Raw genomic sequence first — 20,134 nt, 5'->3', positions numbered from 1 at the left:
ATAATCCTGGTGAGTCAAAATTAAGCAACTATGAATTATCGTACTATACTTCTACTTGTTGGATGGGTTATCACATTGACCGCCTGCCACTCTTCCCCGTCTTCAGTTTTGAAAAAGGCTATGCAGATGGAAAATGTTTCTGTCGATAGTATTTTCTTTTATCTTCAGCAAATAGATAAACCGGAGAATTTATCTTCTAAAGAGCAGGGAGATTATTACTTTTTATCCTATAAAGCAACTTTGTGGAAAACCGGGAAACCAGTAGAATCGTTATTGCAGACTGCCATCCATCGCTATATGCAAAATGGGCAGTTATCTCAATGTCTTCAAGCGCGTATAGCCCAAAGTGCTTCCTATTTATATAGTAACCAGCCTGATTCTACATTGCTGATTTCGGATAATCTTCTACGACAACAACTGCTGAATGATACATTAAGAACACAATTGTATGGCCTTAAAAGAGTAGTCTATTCAAGAAATCAGAATTATGGGCAGGCATTGAATATGGCAGACAGTAGTCGGTGGTTAACTCGTAAAAACAAAGATACTCTTGCCTATTTTTCAGCAAGTAGACTTTACTTGAATCTTCTGAAAAAAGTACAGGGCTATGACAGATATACACAAGAGTCTCTACAATTAATGGGAGAGTTTGCAGATTCTCCCAATTACCAATATTTAAATTATCATGTACTGGAGAACTTATTGACTACCAGTTTGGAGGCAAAAGACTTCCAAACATCACTATTGTATCTCCGTCAATTATCGGCTCAACGGCATAGCCGTCATGTCATACCTCACTATTTTCTTCTTCGTGGCAAATCTTATGAGGCATTGAATCAGACGGACTCTGCCAAGTATTACTATCAACAGGCCGCGACCTCTTCTTCGGATTTTATTGCCGTGGAAGCCAATGCCCTCTTATTTGACTTAATCAATGAAAAAGAATATCCGGAACAGGCTTTCTATATCAAACAAAAGGAGAATAAGATTAAGGACGATATACTGACTAGTACCAAGACGGAAATACAAAGAAGAGAATATAATGAGCTTAAATTAAAAAACGAACTTTTTCAGTTGCATTTGAAACAACGCGGAAAAGAACTATGGATGCTGGGCATTGTAACAGCTTTGCTTAGTGTCGGTTTTATAGTGTTTTTCTTTTATCAGAAGGAGAAGAAGAAACGGCTGCAACGGGAAAATCTTTTGCTACACAAAGAGGCGGAGCTCAGCGGACTACGGGAGCAAGAAATCCGTTTGCAAAATAAAGAAGCAGAATTGCGTGAGGCCCTTTTCAGGCGGATAGCCTTTTTTCGGAAGTTACCTTCGCTCCATAATGATGAAAGTCAGGATGAAGTGGCTTCCAGTCGTAAAATTGTAGTGACGGATGCGGAGTGGGTAGAGGTGATTTCTGTTGTCAACGAAGCTTTCGACCATTTTGCGACAAGACTGGAACAAATTTATCCGTTATTGAACAATAAGGATATTGGTTTCTGTTGTCTCGTCAAGATTAATGTTAACATACAAGACCTTTCAGATATTTATTGTGTCAGTAAAGCAGCTATTACCAAACGGAAATACCGTATTAAAACAGACAGGCTGGGTATTACGGATGAAAATGTAAGTTTAGACAGTTTTCTTAAGGCGTTTTAGCTGTTGATTTTTGGGGATTCAATGTATTTGTCCGCCTCTTAAAGAATGCGATAGATGCTTATTTCATTGATAATCAATGATATGTATTCGTCTGGCGTCATCTTTTTTGTCCGCTGCTTTTTTTGTTGCCTTATTGCTTTCCATCTACTTTTGTCCCAATATTCATTTGAAACTAACTAAATACATGTTCGTATGAAAAAGAAAATTATGATTTTGAGTTTGTGTACTTTGGGGCTGTTCGCGCTGGTTGCTTTTATCTTCAACAGTGAGGTAACAAAAGATCCTTTGGCTTTGTCGCCAGTTGTAGGTAAGCGAATCTCAACACCTACCGGAACACTGATTTCCTGTGACTTGAAAGCATTGAAAGACACCGTGGATATTCCACTCAGTTATTTGACCGAAGAGCTTCAAATTGTGAAACTGGACAATCGGGATGAGGCGTTGATAGGGGGATGGGTCCGTACCACAGTGAGTGATAATTATATCTTGGTGAGTAATAAAAAGCAGACTCCATATAAACTGTTTACTCGTGACGGCAAATTTGTTACTACTATTGGAGCTTATGGAGAAGGTCCGAACGAGTATGCCAATACCTATGCCGAGCAATTGGATGAAGCGCATGACCGTATCTATATCTTACCCTGGCAGAGTAATAAGCTATTGGTATTCGACTTGAAAGGAAACCCTCAACCTTCCATCCCTTTGTGTTTGCGTGTCCCTAAAGGACAATTCAAAGTCGACACAAAGAAGTCGGAAGTAACGGTGACGACGCTACCTTTCCAAGGTACTCCGGCTGTAGTATGGACACAGGACTTTGAAGGTAAACGCAAAAATTTTATTCCTGCCCTACATCTGATGGTTCCGTGATTTCAGTAATGAAGTTTTTATGGATAAGAATACTTCCGATTACAGCGTTATGCTGATGACTATCGTGCCTTCTCCGCGGGTAGATAGTTTGATCATTATAATTCACAACAAAACAGGCTTGAAGCCCGGTTCACAGTGAGTTATCCGAACAAGGAAGAAATCCCATGGCATGGCTATACTGAATATCCACGTCACTTCGTTAGCGATGTTTCTGTTCCGGTACAAGTGTCAGCAAATACCTGGAGTGGAAGTAGACCTGCCAAATATATCGTTGACAAACAAACCCTGCACGGCAACTATTTCCGCTTATATAATGATTTCCTGGGAACGAAGAAGATGCAGATATGGCCCTCGTTTGCCAATGGCTATTATATTAACAATATGGAACCTGCCCAATTAAAAGAAACATTGGAAAAAGAATTGGCCCGGAAAGATCTTCCGAACGATGTGCGGAAACGTATCCAAACATTAGTGAAATCATTGGATGAAGGGGGAAATAATGTGGTTCTCTTTGCTAAAATGAAAGATAAATAGCGGGTTCGTCGATAGAAGATATCTGGGGTTTATAAATCCTGCAGTAAGCAGTCGCTTAGTGTAAGATGCCTTACTTCAATTAGTTTAATTCCATTGGGATGCTAATTGGGGTAAGGCACTTATTGATAATAGAAGCACTTAAATATGGAGTTTGGATAAAATAGTTCAAGGCTTGGATAATAATTGGTGAGGAGGCTGTATGCGTGCGAAAAAAAAGTATAGCTTTACGATATTCTTGTTCTTTTGTACGGGATTCGCCTGGAAAATTTATTTTCTCGTTTATCTTTGTGAACGTTACTTTAGAATTTGGTTGCAACAATCTAAAACATCTCAAACTTAAATTAATAACATTAAATCATGTATTATGAATGAAATTGCACGTAAGTTAGATTTCTCATTACGACGATTGGTTAGTGCTCTTATCATCATTTATTTTTTTGCGGCACCTTTTGCTTCGACGTATGCGTCAGGTGCAGTGACTGAAGTATTCCAGGAAGGGAAGAAGGCTGCTACTAGAAAATTAACAGGTAAGATTATAGATAAGAATACGAAGGAGACTCTTATCGGTGCTAGTGTGTGGTTGAAAGATACTAGTATCGGAGGTACTACGGATATGGATGGTAATTTCAATATCAACGTTCCGGGGGGTAAGACCGTAACATTGGTAATCAGCTATTTGGGATATGCTAATATAGAAAAGGAGATATCCCCTTCGGCAAATAATTTGCTTATTGAAATGAGTACCGATGATACAGTGCTTGAAGAAGTGCAGGTAGTAGGTTACGGTACGCAACGTAAAGAAAGTGTGATTGGTTCTATCAGTACATTGAGTGTTAGTAATCTGAAAGTTCCCAGTGCTTCTATATCTACCAATCTGGCTGGTCAGTTAGGAGGCGTTGTTTCTATTCAGCGTGATGGTTCTCCGGGTAGCTCGGCAGAATTTTGGATTCGTGGTATTTCTACTTTTGGTGCGAATAAGACACCTCTGATTCTTGTTGACGGTGTAGAGCGCTCGCTCGACCTGCTTGATCCGGAAGAAATTGAAAGTTTTTCTTTATTGAAAGATGCTACTGCTACTGCTCTTTACGGTGTACGCGGTGCAAATGGTGTTGTATTGATTAAAACAAAACGTGGTTCTGAAGGTAAGCCGAAAATCTCCATCAAAATGGAAGCGGGTATGGTAGCTCCTACCAAAATTCCTGAAATGGCGGATGCTGTGGATTTTGCCAATATGTATAATGAGGCTGTGCCGGGAACTTATAGCCAAAGTGATATTGAAAAATATAGAAATCATACAGACGGAGACTTGTATCCGAATGTGAACTGGCTGAAGTCTGTTTTCAAGAAACATACGTTCAATCAACGTGTCACTGCCAATGTGAGTGGTGGTGGTGAAATTGCACGCTACTTTATTTCTGCCGGCTATTATCATGAAGATGGCCTGTTTATGACCGGAAAGGGAAACTCCTATAATGGTAATCCTGATTATCAGCGCTATAATTTCCGTTCGAATGTGGATATAAACCTACATCCCACTACTGTTCTTTCATTGACTTTAGGAGGATTTCTCACAAAAAGGAGAGATGCTGCCGACTCGGATGGTGTTTGGAAAAGTGCTTTCATTCTGAATCCTAATGCTTTTCCTATTCAATACTCCAACGGTTACTGGGGTGGAGAGAAAGGGGTTACCAATCCTTATTGGCAGGTAACCAGAGCAGGGTATGTAGAAGACTGGCAAAGTACACTCAACTCAATGGTCAGTCTGGACCAGGACTTTTCTTTTATTACTGAAGGATTGAAAGCCAATGTTAAGTTTGCATTCGATACGCAGGCATGGCATGGCAATAAATATACACAGCAGGATGAAATTTGGCATGCTGTACGTCGTGACGCAAATGGCGATCTGGTATTCAACTCTGAACCGGAAAGTGCCAAAGGAGGTCCATGGTTTGGTAATAAGTCAGGTGGTAATAATGCTACTTATCTGGAGGCTTCTATTACGTATAATCGCTTATTTGGAAAACATCGTGTGGGTGCTTTGTTCCTGTATAATCAACGTGTTAAGAATGAAACCTACCGGAATAAGGATTATAAGGATAATATATCATCTATCAAGTCATTGCCTTATAAAAATCAGGGTATAGCCGGACGTCTGACTTATGATTACGATAGTCGCTATTTTATTGAAGGAAACTTCGGTTACAATGGTTCCGAGAACTTTGCAGCCGGTCATCGTGTCGGTTTTTTCCCGGCGGTAGCTGTCGGATGGTATATATCCAATGAAAAGTTCTTCTCGCCATTGACAGACGTCGTTTCAAAGTTGAAATTGAAAGCATCTGTCGGACAAGTGGGTAACGACCAGATTGGTGGAGATGTTCGTTTCATCTATTTAGGAACTGTATCTACTACTAATGATTATGTATATGGCAATTATTCGAAGACAAGTGGTGAGCGTGTTAATGAAGTAGCCAACCCAAATGTAGGTTGGGAAGTCTCAACCAAACAGAACTATGGTTTTGAACTAGGCTTGTTCAATAAACTGGAAATTCAGGGTGACTGGTATCATGATGTACGCGATCATATCTTTGTACGCAATAATAATATCCCGGCTTATGTCGGTATGACTACCGTACCGATGGTGAATGTAGGTAAGATGAAAAGCTGGGGATTTGATGGTTCGTTAGAGTATCGTGATAGAATCGGTCAGGTGAATATAACCGGACGTGGTACGTTTACTTATGCAAATAATGAAATTCTTCGCAATGGAGATGCGTTGAACAAGTATCCTTGGATGAATTCCGTAGGACAGAAAATTTATCAGAAATTCGGATGGGAGGCCGTTGGATTGTTCGAATCACAGGAAGAAATCGATCGCAGTCCGATACAGTTCAGTGAAGGTAATCATAGTCGTTTGCGTCCGGGTGATATTAAATATCGCGATCTGAATGGTGATGGTGTTATTGATGATTATGACAAAATGCCTATCGGATTCTGTGATATTCCGGAGATTACTTATGGCTTTGGTGGTGCTATCGAATGGAAGGGTTTTGATGTTTCTATCTTCTTTCAGGGTACAGCCCGTGTGTCACTGTTTGAAGAAGGTTCTACTATTGTACCCTTCTCTTCCGGTTATAAGAATAATGACGGATTCTTGAGAGGAGTGATGGAAAACCGCTGGACGGTGGACAATCCTGACCCGAATGCGCGTTATCCGCGCACGATCCGTCCGAGTGACGCTTTGGATAATAACAATACGAAGAAATCATCATTCTGGGTACGTAATGCCGCTTTCCTTCGTCTGAAGAATGCGGAGATAGGCTATACCTTCCCGAAGAGATGGATGGAAAAGATGGCTATACAGAATTTACGCCTGTATGTATCAGGAGTAAACTTGTTGACTTGGGCACCGGATGTGCATCTGTTCGACCCGGATCTGGGTTCCGGTGACGGAAGAAAGTATCCGCCGACACGTGTATTTAATGTAGGTTTAAATATTAATTTCTAATACTAAAAGACATGTTTATTATGAAATCCAAATATATGAAACGTATTATGCTTTTGGCTACCGCAGTCTTGACTATGTCATCTTGTGATTCGTTTTTGGATACGTCTCCCGAGGATTTGCGCTCTCCGGAACAGATTTATGAGACTTACTCGTCTACACAGAACGCAATGTTTGGAGTATATTCTTATATTCGTGGCACTTATCCTTTTGATATGCCGGATACATATAGTACTAGTGATGTGGATGTGGCTTATACAAATACGCATACTTTTGATATGGGAGTGTGGAGTGCTTCGTCTGCACAGTATGATAGATGGTATACTTTCTACAAAGCCATTCGTGAAGCAACTTATTTCCTGCAGAATGTAGATAAGTGTCCGGATCCTCGCCTGACTTATGATACTCGTGAGCAGTGGAAAGCTGAAGTGCGCTGTGTGCGTGCTTATTATTATGCACAATTGATGCGTATGTACGGTCCGGTCATTTTATTGAAGGACGAACAACCGGATTTCTCCGGTACGGATATGTTTCGTGAACGTAATACTTGGGATGAATGTGTGCAATGGATTACAGAAGAGTTTACGGATTTGATAGAAAATTCTCCTTTACCTTTAAAGTCAGAGGGTGAGACTTATGCTCGAATGAACCGGGGAATTGCTAAGGCTTATCTGGCACGCATTCTGTTGCAATCAGCCAGTCCACAATTCAATGGTAATCCGAAATATAATAATATCCGCAATGCGGACGGAACTCCGTTATTCCCGACAACGTATGACAAGAATAAATGGGAATTGGCTCGCCAGGCTGCTCTGAGCCTTATAAAGGATGGTAATTATGAATTGGTCAAAGTGAATTATGAAAGTGGAGCTAATATGGGTAAAATAGACCCTTATACCTCTTATAAATCTGTATTTACCACTTCACAGAATAAAGAAATGATTTTCTCTTACCTCGAAGATGGTGGCGGTATTGATAAGCGTCTTGCTCCTAACAGTAATGGTGGCTGGGGAGGAGGCTATAATCCTACCCAAGAGATTGTCGATGCATATGCGATGGCTGAAACCGGTCGTTTCCCAATTACCGGATACACGAATGAAGATCGCACCACGCCGGTTATAGATCCGGAGGCTGGATACAAAGAAGCTGGATATTCTCAATTTACAAATCCATGTGAAGGTAAGGAGAGAAAGACTTATAATATGTTTGTGGGTCGTGAACCTCGTTTCTATGTGTCGATAGTGTATGGCGGTATGTCCTGGTTTATTCCAAAGAAAGCAGGTGAGAGAATTTTCCTGGAGATGTATAAGAATGGAAATAATGGTCCGGATGCTTCTCATAACCACTTTACAACAGGATATAACCTGGCAAAACTGGCTATGCCGGAATATGAAGCCAGCCCAACGAAGAACGTAAAACGTGAATTACCTTATATGCGTTACGCTGAAATCCTGCTGAACTATGTGGAGGCTACTATCGAGGTAGGTGATTTGAAAGATCCGAACTTGTTTACTTTCTGGAATGCGATTCGTAACCGTGCCGGATTGAATGATATCGAAGATGCATATCCTGAAGCTATGAACGATCAGGATAAGTTGAGAGACTTGATTCATCGCGAACGTCGCGTAGAACTGGCTTTCGAGGGCATCAACTTCTATGACTGTCGTCGCTGGCTGACTGCGGAAGCTACAGAAAAAGGAAATATTCACGGTATGAATATCCAGGCTAAGGGTACTCCCGGCAAAGAAGAATATCCGGTGGATTTCTTCCAGCGTACAGTGGTAGAGAAACGTGTGTTTACACCGAGTTTCTATCTGTTCCCTATCCCGCAAAGTGCGATTAATAAAAACCAAGATTTAGTACAAAACTATAAATGGTAAAAAAGATGGTAACAATGAAGAAATATATAAGTTTTTTATTTGCGGCTCTTTTATTGGGGACTTCTTGTACCGATACTAGAACTGATTACATGATGGGAGATACTGCATATTTCCCTAAGAGTGATTTACAGAAAGAAACCCTTTACGTGATGAATGCCAATGATTATGTATACAACGTTTGGATTCATAAGGCGGGTTACTATCAGAATAGATTTGCCGGAAGGGTAGAGCTGGATTATAATTATCTGGTTCAGTATAATACAGAGAACGGCACTGATTACGAGATGTTGGATGAAAAGTATTACTCGCTCGAACGTGATTTCGTTATCGAAGCCGGAGCGGATGAGGCAGCTGTGCCATTGAGTCTGAAGATAGAACAGCTTCTTCAGGATAAAGGTTATGGTATTTATTATATTCCTTTGTCTGTCAATAGCCGTACGCCAGAAGAGGATGTTTATGTAGATAAATCTCACTTTATTCTGCTTTTGGATATCAGAAAGCCGGTACTGGTGATTGACGGTGCCGCAGGAGAACAAAGAGGAGAAGTCTTTATGGATTTATCTAAAGCGACAACAGAGCGTCAGATAGATATTACAGCTAAATTGGATATCAATACGACGGAAGAGCTGGTTGTTACCTATGGTTATGATAAAGAAGCGGATAATCTGTTGACAGAAGAAGAGAAATCTCATTTGCTGACTGCTGGTTTTGAATATGCACAGAGCGTGAAGATTCCGGTTGGCGAGAAATATGCAGAGAATTATCTGACCCTGAAACCGTCGGAAATGCAGGACGGAAAATGGATACTTCCGGTACGTGTGGGAACAACGAATGATAAAGTTGGTTCTGACGCGGAAGAGAATTGGATAAAATTGACGGTTGTCAAAGGTTCACTGGATTCAAAGGTTGAATTGGAAGGAACTTATGTGCAAGGAAGTGATATTATTCTTTCTTCGGATAATACACCATCCCGCGAAGTAATTGCTGATGTAAGTCAGATCAGCGATTTATCTTATTCCGTAGCAGATAAATATGGTGATGAACCCACTTGGCTGCAGGTGAATGAGGCAAGCGGTAAACTTCAGATTACTGTGAGCAGTGCAAATACTTCGACATGGAAGGAACGTGTTGCAACGATTACACTCGTAGACAATGAAACCTGGCTTGAAAAAGAGATTGTTGTGAGACAAGGAATGAAGGGATACGGCATTACTCTGAATAAATCTTTGTGGAGTGTGGTAGGCTATAGTGAACATGTCTCCGGAAAAGAATCTGTATTAGGCAGACTATTTGATAATTTCTGGCCGACAAGTAAGGCGGAGGTAGGTTCCGGAAGCACTTTGTCATACATCGAGATAAGTGATAAAGGGTCGGAAGAGAATCCGGTACAGATCGTATTTGATTTAGGTGAGAATCCTCATGAATATAATTCGATCGGATTGATACCGAGACTCCAATGGGTAGGAAATTCACCTAAATACCTGAAGATCGAAGTTAGTGACGAGGTGTTGACACGTAGTGAAGATATTACAAATTGGATTCTTGTTGGCAGTGCTAAAAGGGACGCATTCACGAAAACGGAATTGGATGCTCACGATGGTGGTAACTGGAATGATTGGTACGCTGATAAACAGTTTGTAAAATGGCATGATTTGGGTGAAAATATGCATCATCGGTATATACGATTGTCTATGTGGGATTCATGGTATAGTACACACTGCTTCGATGAAATATTTGTCTCTAAAAAATAATGGAATATAGAAATAGTAAAAACAATATATTTATGAGGAACATATTTTTACTACTATCGTGTCTGCTCTGTTTGCAGGCTTGTAATGATGAGAAAGAGGTGGACTGGACACCTGATGCGTTGACCGTATCATGCAATGAAACTTTGGAGGAAGCTGGAGACGGACACTGGAAAGTGACTTTGCCAACTGAATATAAAGGAACTGTAAAACTGGAAATTCAGACTGATAAGGCATGGGAAGTTGCAGTCAACTATATGACGACTGAAGAAGAAAAATGGATCACTCCTTCGGCAGAAGGTGGTGAGGGCTCTGCTTCATTATCGTTGGTCATTGCTGACAATAAAACAGCGAAAGACCGTAAAGCTTCTGTTGTGATTTCCACAAAAGGAGAAATTCCGGTAAAAAAAACAATTACTGTGATTCAAGGAAATGTGGATGAACTCTTGCTTGTCGGTACTATTGATGAAAGTAGTTTTCCGAAGGATGTATTTATTACAACGAAAGCTGATGGCTCTTTCGATGTGACTCTACCTAAAGACTTTACAGCAGCGGGAGAACGGGAACTGAACATCTTGACTTACCAGGGCACTACTTCTCCGGTGATAGATGTAACCTATCCTGATGTAGAACAGACTGGTTGGGTGATACTTACGGAAGCTCCGGTAGAATCAGTTTTGGGTTCGGAAGTTAAAACGCTGGCTTTGACAATCAAAGAAAATACAGCGAATGTATATCGCGAAGTATTGGTTAATTTTACAGCTACTGCTGGAGATGTAACTTCTCAAAAGACGGTAAAGATAATCCAGTTTGGTGTTGAGAAGATTATTTGGAATGAGGAGTATTATCAACAGGAACGTGAGCTCATTATATCTTCGGATGCGAATGAAAAACTCCTTGTAGCTACTTGTGAGAATATAAATCCGACAGACTTGGAGTTGAAAGGAAATACTTCTTGGTTGGAATTGAGTCAGGAAGAAGGCAAGATTTATGCAAAAGTTCAAAAAAATGAAAGCACCAATACGGAACGTAAGACAGAAATTGGGGTAAAGAATACGAAGACAAGCGTAGAAACTAAGGTATCTCTGAAACAAGGAATGGCTGGATATGGGATTGTTCTGAGCAAGTCGTTATGGAAGATAGTGGCACATAGTGAGAATACCAATACGCAATATAATGACGGTTCGGCTAATAAGTTGTTCGACAATCTTTGGACTCCCGATAAGGCAAATGAGAAGCATGTTGAATTTTGGGGAAGAAATAATAATGATGATCATGCTGCTGTGCCTTATATTTTGACTTTTGATTTAGGTGAGAATCCTCGTCAATATGATTCCTTCGGATTTATGCCAAGATTACAGTGGACACAACAAGCTCCTAAAACTGTAGCTATTGAAGTTAGCGATGACTTAAATGCTGGTTGGGAAACTGCATTTGAAAAGAAGACTGGAAACTGTTTTACAGATGCAGAATTGAAAGGTAGCACAAATACATATAATGACCATTATGAAGGCATTGTTCATTGGTGTAAACTCAATGGAGTAGTACATAAACGGTATGTTCGTTTGTATTTATATGAAAGTTTCCAAGGTGTCGGAAAGAGTGTTTCTTTGGATGAAGTCTTTGCTTCGGATAGAACGACAGTTGAATGATAAAAACAAATGAGTTATGATGAAGAATTTAAAAAAATATACATTAATCGCATGCAGCCTGTTCACACTGGCTGCGTGTGATCTCGAAATTGATATAACGAATCCGGGACTTATTACAGAAGAGAAACCGGATAGACCGCAGGCAGGAGAAACGATTACCTATCGTGCACAAGTATGGGTAGAGAAAAACGATATGGAAGAATTATATGGCGGAGAACGTTTGTTCCGACAGAATCTGGAAGCGTTGTTCCGCAATACGACTACTTTTTGGAATGAAAGTACGAACAAGTTTGATTATCGCTTTGAATGGGCTATGGGTGAAGGAGATGACAATTTGGTTATTTACGATATAAAAAGTGGTGTAAAAAGCCAGGCGGAATACAATGTGTATAAAGATAAGGCTTATGGTACTTTGAATACAGAGAAGTATGATTTTGTTCTCTTTCTGGCTTTACGTTGTACAAAAGGTGGACTCTCTTGTGGCGGTGGCGGAGCAAGTAAGCAGTCAGTTGTACAGGCCTATTTTGAGGAAGGGCATGATATTTTTGCAAAGAAATGGCCGGAAAAAGGTACATACAGTGATTTAGGTCATGAATATGGTCATGTTCGTGGTGCGCAGGATTTATATCAGTATATGATTCCGGCTGAAAACAATCCGGTCAGTCATGTTGCTTATGATTATCCTAAGTGTAATATGGGGACGGGTTATCAGGAATGGAGTGATTATTGTTCGGCGATATTTAACCATAATGCCCAATATAAACAAATTACTGCTGATATGACCCGAAGTACGTATCCTAAGCAGATGTTGGTCAGGGTAACAAAAGATGGTAAACCGGTACAACGTGCCACAGTCAATTTTTGGGGCTCACGTGCCACTTTTAAGGATATATATGCAGAACCGGGCAATTCTCCATATATGAAGAAAAAAACAGATGCAAACGGTGAATTTACCATTAATGATATATATCGGATGTTTATTCCGGATTATAATAATACTCCGAATCTTCCCCCTAAGAGTCCGGTTGATGAATTTCCTTTTTCACGCTGGTATTGTTTTGTAGTAGAAGTCGAGTTGGATGGTGGACAGACGAAATGTGTGTGGTTGTCGGATTTGGATATTGTTCCTGAATATCTGGATGGCGGGCAGCAAGAACCTTATGTGTTTGAAATACAGTTATAATAAGTTTAGCATGAATATTTTAAAATATCTACTGATTGCATGTAGCTGCCTGATTGGGGCAGCTCATGCTCAATCTCCGATTGCGAAAGATACAATAGAATATCGTGCCCAGGTATGGGTTGATAAAACAGACCTGGAACGTTATGGTGGAGAAGAGGATTTCAAGAAGAACTTGAAAAAGATGTTTCATAATACTACGCGTTTTTGGAATGAAAGTCCTAATAAATTCAATCATTATTTTCGCTTTGTTCCTGCTGAAGAATTGTACGTCTACGACATTCAGGGAGACAAAAACAAATATGATGAATTTAAGAATAAGGCTTATGGACCATTGGATTTGTCGAAATATGATTTTGTGTTGTTCTTGGCGTTGGGTGCAAAGAATGAAGGGCTTTCCTGTGGGGGAGGTGGAGCGAGTGGGCAATCTGTAGTGATGTGTTATATTCGCGAACCTCATAATATCTTTACGGATGCGCTTTATCCCAATCAGGGAACGTATAGCAATCTAGGACATGAATATGGTCATATGCGTGGTGCTACGGATTTATATCAGTATATGATTGCCGCAGAAGACAATCCTGTGAGCCACGAGAAACTGACTCCATCTAAATGCAATATGGGGACGGGCTATCGTGTATGGAGTGATTATTGCTCGGAATTGTTCAATTATACGGCGAAGATGAAGCCGCTCGATAAGGACTTGTCAGATCAGGTATTTCCGCGTAAACTGGTGATTAAGGTAGAAAAGAATGGAAAGGCGAAATCCAACTATACTGTGAATTTCTATGGTACACGTGCCGGTGGTAAATATAATAAGCGTGATGTATACCCAAAGGTGTACAGGACTTATCAGACGGATAAAAAAGGAAAAGTAGAACTGACCAATCTGTATAAACTGTATCATCCCGATATGACTGACCCCAATATTCCGCCTAAGGAACCGCAGGACTTATTTCCTTACTCTTATTGGTTCAGTTTCCTAGTGGAGGTGATAGATGATGCGGCACAGAAGAAATATGTATGGTTACCGGATGTAGAGTTACAGAGACAACATTTGGAAACAGGTAAGGATGTCTGTGAAATAAAAGTTGAATTTTAAGGGTAAAAAGATCGTTAGTTTACAACGTTTTCTATAGGTATTGTTTACGATACAATGAATTAAATCAATAAAGCCATGAATAAAAAGATGGGTTTAATGATGGCAATGGGGCTGTTGATATCAGCTCCATTGTTGTCAAAAGATTACTTGATTTCCACTCCTCGGACCTCATTGTTGATTACGGCCAATGAGGGTGAAAAGTCAAAAATGCAATATTATGGAGTGAGCATCACTCCCGTTCAGATCCAGAATATTTATGATGCCGGTTTGGCTTTCGAAGCGGATAGTTATCCAGCATTCGGTCTTCAGACCGTAGGCGAAAAGGCGGTCGCAATTACCCATGCCGACGGCAATATGTCATTGGATTTGGGAGTAGATAATGTAAAGCAATACGGGATTGACGATGGTGAGATTTTGGAAGTGCTTTTGAAAGATAAGATATATCCTGTTTGGGTGAAACAATGCTATAAGGCTTATAAAGGAACGGATATAATTACCACTTGGGTTGAGATTGGCAATGCAGGTAAGAAACCGGTAACACTGTTTCAGTTTGCTTCCGCTTATTTGCCGATGTCTCGCAGGGACAACTGGCTGACTCATTTTCATGGTTCGTGGGGCGCGGAACATACGATGGATGAAGAGAAACTGACGAACGGGCAAAAAGTGATTGCCAACAAAGATGGACTTGCGAATACGGAAACTGATAATCCGTCTTTTATGTTATCATTGGATGGCAGACCGCAGGAAGAATCAGGAAAAGTGTTTGGGGGCGTTCTGGCTTGGAGTGGTAATTATAAGTTGAAGCTGGATGTTCGCAACACAGCACTGAATATAATAGTCGGTATGAATGAGGAAAGTTCACAATACATATTGGAACTGAAAGAAACATTCGTCACTCCTGAATTTGCCATGACATATAGTACCAATGGCAAAGGTGGGGTGAGTCGTGCTTTTCATCATTGGGCACGCCAATATAAAATGAATCAGGGTGAAAGGCTGCATGACATCTTGTTGAATAGCTGGGAAGGTGTTTATTTCAAGGTGAACCAAAAAGGGATGGATGAGATGATGGAAGCTTTCTCTGCCATGGGTGGAGAGTTGTTTGTCATGGACGATGGCTGGTTTGGAAATAAATATCCCCGTAATGGTGGAAACAGTAGTTTGGGTGATTGGGAAGTCTGCAAAGAAAAACTGCCTGAAGGTATTGAAGGATTGCTTGCGTCTGCCAGGAAGCATCATATAAAATTCGGTATCTGGATTGAACCGGAAATGTCGAATACTAAGAGCGAACTGTTCGAAAAGCACCCGGACTGGATTCTGAAAATTGATAACCGTCCTTTATCTACCGGGCGTGGCAAAACGCAGGTAGTTCTGGATTTGACTAATCCGAAAGTACAGGATTTTGTTTTTGGAGTGGTCGATAATTTGATGACGAACTATCCGGAAATTTCCTATATGAAATGGGATGATAATTGCAGTTTGCTGGATTATGGTTCTTCTTACTTACCAAAAAACAAGCAATCACATCTCTATATTGAGTATAATAGGGGTTTGCAGAAAGTACTTCAGCGTATTCGTGCTAAGTATCCTGAACTCGTGATGCAGCTATGTGCTGGTGGCGGTGCCCGCGTCAATTATGGATTGCTTCCGTATTTTGATGAGTTCTGGACGAGTGATGATACGGATGCTTTGCAAAGAATTTATATGCAATGGGGAGTTTCCGGTTTCTTTCCGGCTATTGCTATGGCATCTCACGTAAGTGCGGACAAGAATCATCAGACCGGACGCCGTATTCCATTGAAATTCCGTTTTGATGTGGCAATGTCCGGGCGATTGGGAATGGAAATTCAGCCGAAGGACATGAATGATGTTGATAAGGCATTCGCCAAGCGTGCTATTGCAGCGTATAAAGATATTCGTCCTGTGGTTCAGTTCGGTGATTTGTATCGGTTGGTGTCTCCATACGATAATAAAGGAGTATCCTCTCTGATGTATGTCACTTCCGAAAAGAATAAGGCGGTCTTTTATGCATATAAGATTTCTCATTTCATCAATATGGTTATTCCGAAGGTTTGTATGAATGGATTGGATCCGTCGAAGAATTATCGTTTGGTAGATTTGACACCTGTGGACAGTAGCAAACCTTGTGACCTGAATGGTAAAATCATTAGTGGAAAGATATTGATGGAAGAAGGCATTGCATTAAAATCATTGCTGAAAAGTGAATATTCAAGTTTGGCTTTACAACTACAGGCTGTGGATTAAGTTGATAAAAGACAATGAGAATGATAAAAAGAGAAATTCCTGTTATTGGTATTTCTACTGAAATTGATATTCCGGGAAGAATATCTGTGAAAAGAAAATATGTGGATGCTGTCCTTCAAGCGGGCGGCATCCCTTTTATTCTTCCGTTTACCGACAATGTACAGATTTTATAATCTGTGGTTTCTTTTATTGATGGTTTACTCCTGACAGGTGGGGGAGATATATCGCCTGTGATATACGGAGAATCGACTCTTCCTGAATGTGGAGAATGTTGCCGGGATAGGGATGACTTTGATTATGCTTTGCTGCGCTTAGCATCCGAAAGGCAAATTCCCGTTTTAGGTATTTGTCGGGGAATGCAGATTATTAATACTTATTTTGGTGGAACATTATATCAGGATTTGCCTGCTCAATATCCCTCGGAAATTAATCATCGGTCACCGGATGCGTTTATGATATTACAGCATAATGTGCGATGTTTGAGGACCGGAAAATTGTATTCTGTTACAGGCAAGGAAAGTTTGAAAGTCTCCTCCATTCATCATCAAGCCGTTAAGAAATTGGCTTGTGGATTCAAGGCATCTGCTTTCGCTGATGATGGAGTCATAGAATCAATCGAATCTGATTCCGAACATATTTGGGGTGTTCAGTTCCACCCAGAGTTGCAGGCTGTGGAAGGGGATGAAGCTATGAAAAAACTATTTGTGTATTTTATCAGTCAGGCAAGGACATTATCATGCTGATAGTGATATAAAAGAGATGATACACAGTATCTTTTACGATATTATTGTTTTTTTGTACGGGATTTGTCATTGTGGTTTGTTCTCCGTCCTATCTTTGTAAACAGATAAATTAAGGACATTAAATCATATATTATGAATAAAGTTATGCGTAATCGATTAGCTGGAACTCTTTTATTATTATTTGTTTTTTTGTGTACATCATGGGCGCAGACATCAGGTTTGCGCAAAATGATTGATTTGAGCGGAACGTGGAGTTTTGCATTGGACCCTCACGGCAAGGGAGAACAGGAAAAACTGTGGAACATGGATTTTGCAGAAACTGTGACTTTACCCGGTACAACAGATTCAAATCGAAAAGGAATAGAGAATACCAACAAGTCGGAGACCACTTATTTGTCCAGATATTATAAATATGAAGGTGCGGCATGGTATAGCAGGAATATAGAAATACCAGCCGACTGGAAAGAAAAGCATATCGTGTTGTTTCTGGAACGTACTCGTCCGACAACCGTGTGGATCGATGGTCGGGAAGTGGGTAAATGCAACTATTTATCTACCCCACAGGAATTTAATCTCACTCACTTCCTGGCTCCCGGTTCACATAAGCTGACTATTCGTGTAGATAACGGAAAAAGTATTCCCGGGCAGATTCGTTCAAGTTCTCACGCTTGTACGGAATCTACCCAGACAAACTGGAACGGTATTATCGGACGGATGGAATTGCAGGCAATGAATCCATTGTTTATTGAGTCCATTCAGGCTTTTCCTCAAGTAGAAGACCGCTCCGTAAAAGTGAAAATAACTCTTTCCAATTCTTCAGGCATTGGTGGGAAGAAACTGCAGTTGTCAGCTTCTGCTTTCAATACTGCCAAAAAGCATAAAGCCAGATCTGCAGAATATAATTTGAAAGAGGGGAGCAAGGAATATGAATTCACTTATCAGTTGGGAGATAATGCTGTATTGTGGAGTGACCTCCAGCCGGCTCTATATCAACTGAAAGCAGAGATAAATGGCATAGACGAGAAAACAGTTCGTTTCGGTTTGCGTGACTTTAAAACTGAAGAAACGCATTTCACTATCAATGGCGCCAAAACATTTCTTCGAGGAAAACATGATGCCTGTGTATTCCCTTTGACGGGCCATACGGCGATGGACTTGGAACAATGGCGTCGTTATTTCAGGATTTGTAAGGAATATGGATTGAATCATTGTCGTTTTCATTCTTGGTGCCCACCTGCTGCGTGTTTTGAAGCTGCGGACTTGGAGGGTATTTACTTGCAGCCGGAATTACCTATCTGGGGAAGGTTTAAGAAAGAATCTGCCGAGCTGATGGATTTTCTGATGAAAGATGGAGAGAATATCATGCGTGAATATAGTAACCATGCTTCTTTTGTACTCTTTGCCTTGGGAAATGAGCTGGGAGGTGACATCGATGTGATGAAAGAGTTTGTAGATTGTTTCCGGTCCATAGAGCCGAGACACCTATACACGTATGGTTCGAATATCTTTTTAGGCTCACGAGGACATATTCCGGGTGAGGATTTTCTGGTAACTTGTCGTGTAGGCAGTGGTGAGGGTTATTCTACTCATGCTCGTGCTTCTTTCTCTTTCGCAGATGCGGAAGAAGGTGGCTATCTTAATAATACCTATCCTAATTCGGTAATGAACTTTGATGAGGCTCTGGAAAAATCTCCTGTTCCGGTGATCGGACATGAAACCGGACAGTTTCAAACTTACCCGAATTATGAGGAGATGAAGAAATATACAGGAGTCTTAGCTCCCTGGAATTTTGAAGTGTTTCGTGACCGCTTGGAGAAAGCCGGCATGCTGGAGCAGGCGGATGATTTTTTTAAAGCATCGGGTGCATGGTCTGTGGAACTTTACCGGGCAGATATTGAAATGAATCTCCGTTCCAAACGGATGGCTGGTTTTCAGTTACTCGATTTACAGGATTATCCGGGACAGGGGGCGGCTTATGTTGGTATTCTGGATGCTTTTATGGATAGTAAAGGATTGGTTGAACCGAAGAAATGGAGAGAATTCTGTAGTGAAGTGGTTCCTTTATTGACAACTGCCAAATTCTGTTGGACAGGCGGTGAATCATTCGCAGGTACTGTTGAGATTGCCAATTATGGAGAAACTTCATTGAACGAAAAAAGTATTTCATGGGAACTCAAAAATGGGAAGAAAAGCCTTGGCAAAGGTAAGATGGCTATTCCATCGGGATTAGGATTATTGACTGCCGGAACTATTCGTTTGACATTGCCCGATGTGGAGCAAGCGTATAAAGCCGAATTACTTTTGAAAGTATCCGGAACTTCCTATCAGAATAGTTATCCGCTATGGATATATCCTGCAAAGAAGCAATTGAAGGCAGGTAATGTTGTAGTTGCCCGCCAACTAACGGATGATGTGCTGAATGCCTTAAAGCAAGGTGGAAAGGTATTGTTGATGCCTCGTGAGGAAGACTGTAAAGAAGTAACAGTGGGAGGATTGTTCCAGACCGACTATTGGAATTATCGTATGTTCAAAAGTATCTGTGACCGCATCAAGAAACCTGCTTCACCTGGTACATTGGGGATTCTGACCAATCCCGAGCATCCGGTATTCGATGATTTCCCGACCGAATACCATACGAACTGGCAGTGGTATCCAATTATCAAACATAGCTATCCGCTTATTCTGGATGGTATGCCAAAAGAATACCGCCCTATTGTGCAGGTAATTGACAATGTGGAACGAAATCATAAACTCGGCTTATTGATGGAGTTGAATGTAGAGGGCAGTAAATTACTGCTTTGTATGTCCGACTTGGAAGCGGTACGTGACACACCGGAAGGATTACAATTCTATGCCGCTTTGCTGGCGTATATGAATTCTTCAGATTTTAAACCGTCCACTTCATTGTCGGTAGAATCGTTTAAGAATCTGTTTGAGACAGGTGTTCGGAAAGAGGGAAAAGGATAAATATCTGTAATCAAAGAGAAATGAAAGGGTAATATTTCTATAAA

At 40.7% G+C, this 20,134-nt stretch carries 11 protein-coding genes and 1 pseudogene; all 12 read left to right on the top strand.

The genetic code is table 11. The annotated features are described in order from the left end of the window. The first annotated feature begins 30 nt into the window (after positions 1-30). The 12 genes and pseudogenes from INE92_RS17225 (at position 31) to INE92_RS17175 (ending at position 20,090) form a co-directional block, all read left to right on the top strand. Positions 31-1,650, top strand: coding sequence for a hypothetical protein (locus INE92_RS17225; protein ID WP_032849681.1), 1,620 nt, complete (start codon positions 31-33; stop codon positions 1,648-1,650). A gap of 192 nt (positions 1,651-1,842) precedes the next feature. Continuing rightward, positions 1,843-3,051: pseudogene (locus INE92_RS17220) on the top strand (6-bladed beta-propeller). A gap of 364 nt (positions 3,052-3,415) precedes the next feature. Next, a complete protein-coding gene (locus INE92_RS17215; RefSeq protein ID WP_138343235.1) occupies positions 3,416-6,556 on the top strand; it encodes a SusC/RagA family TonB-linked outer membrane protein in 3,141 nt (1,046 codons plus the stop codon). A 20-nt stretch (positions 6,557-6,576) separates the two neighbouring features. Beyond that, positions 6,577-8,433 (top strand): RagB/SusD family nutrient uptake outer membrane protein, encoded by a 1,857-nt coding sequence (locus INE92_RS17210; RefSeq protein ID WP_162864680.1) that lies wholly within the window; start codon positions 6,577-6,579, stop codon positions 8,431-8,433. Between the two features lie 14 nt (positions 8,434-8,447). Beyond that, positions 8,448-10,184 carry a DUF1735 domain-containing protein gene (locus INE92_RS17205; protein WP_162864681.1) on the top strand — a complete coding sequence of 579 codons (1,737 nt, stop codon included), beginning with the start codon at positions 8,448-8,450 and terminating at the stop codon, positions 10,182-10,184. Positions 10,185-10,216: 32 nt separating this feature from the next. Beyond that, entirely contained in the window at positions 10,217-11,833 is a 1,617-nt protein-coding gene (locus INE92_RS17200; protein WP_151937452.1) for a BACON domain-containing protein, read from the top strand. Positions 11,834-11,849: 16 nt separating this feature from the next. Next, a complete protein-coding gene (locus tag INE92_RS17195) occupies positions 11,850-13,016 on the top strand; it encodes a hypothetical protein (protein ID WP_151927628.1) in 1,167 nt (388 codons plus the stop codon). A gap of 10 nt (positions 13,017-13,026) precedes the next feature. Then, positions 13,027-14,115: a hypothetical protein gene (locus tag INE92_RS17190; protein WP_151929042.1), complete on the top strand. Its 1,089-nt coding sequence runs from the start codon at positions 13,027-13,029 to the stop codon at positions 14,113-14,115. A 75-nt stretch (positions 14,116-14,190) separates the two neighbouring features. Next, positions 14,191-16,380 (top strand): alpha-galactosidase, encoded by a 2,190-nt coding sequence (locus tag INE92_RS17185; RefSeq protein WP_211421197.1) that lies wholly within the window; start codon positions 14,191-14,193, stop codon positions 16,378-16,380. 20 nt (positions 16,381-16,400) lie between these two features. After that, on the top strand, positions 16,401-16,553 hold the full coding sequence (locus tag INE92_RS26955) for a type 1 glutamine amidotransferase family protein (RefSeq protein WP_229096928.1): 153 nt from the start codon (positions 16,401-16,403) through the stop codon (positions 16,551-16,553). Between the two features lie 3 nt (positions 16,554-16,556). Further along, a complete protein-coding gene (locus tag INE92_RS17180) occupies positions 16,557-17,123 on the top strand; it encodes a gamma-glutamyl-gamma-aminobutyrate hydrolase family protein (protein WP_233476883.1) in 567 nt (188 codons plus the stop codon). Positions 17,124-17,255: 132 nt separating this feature from the next. Continuing rightward, positions 17,256-20,090 (top strand): sugar-binding domain-containing protein, encoded by a 2,835-nt coding sequence (locus tag INE92_RS17175; protein ID WP_211421196.1) that lies wholly within the window; start codon positions 17,256-17,258, stop codon positions 20,088-20,090. Positions 20,091-20,134 lie beyond the last annotated feature (44 nt).

This window comes from Bacteroides xylanisolvens (genome assembly GCF_018289135.1).
GTDB lineage: Bacteria > Bacteroidota > Bacteroidia > Bacteroidales > Bacteroidaceae > Bacteroides > Bacteroides xylanisolvens.
The sequence above is the reverse complement of the archived record's forward strand: the minus strand, read 5'-3'. Positions and strand labels throughout refer to the sequence as shown.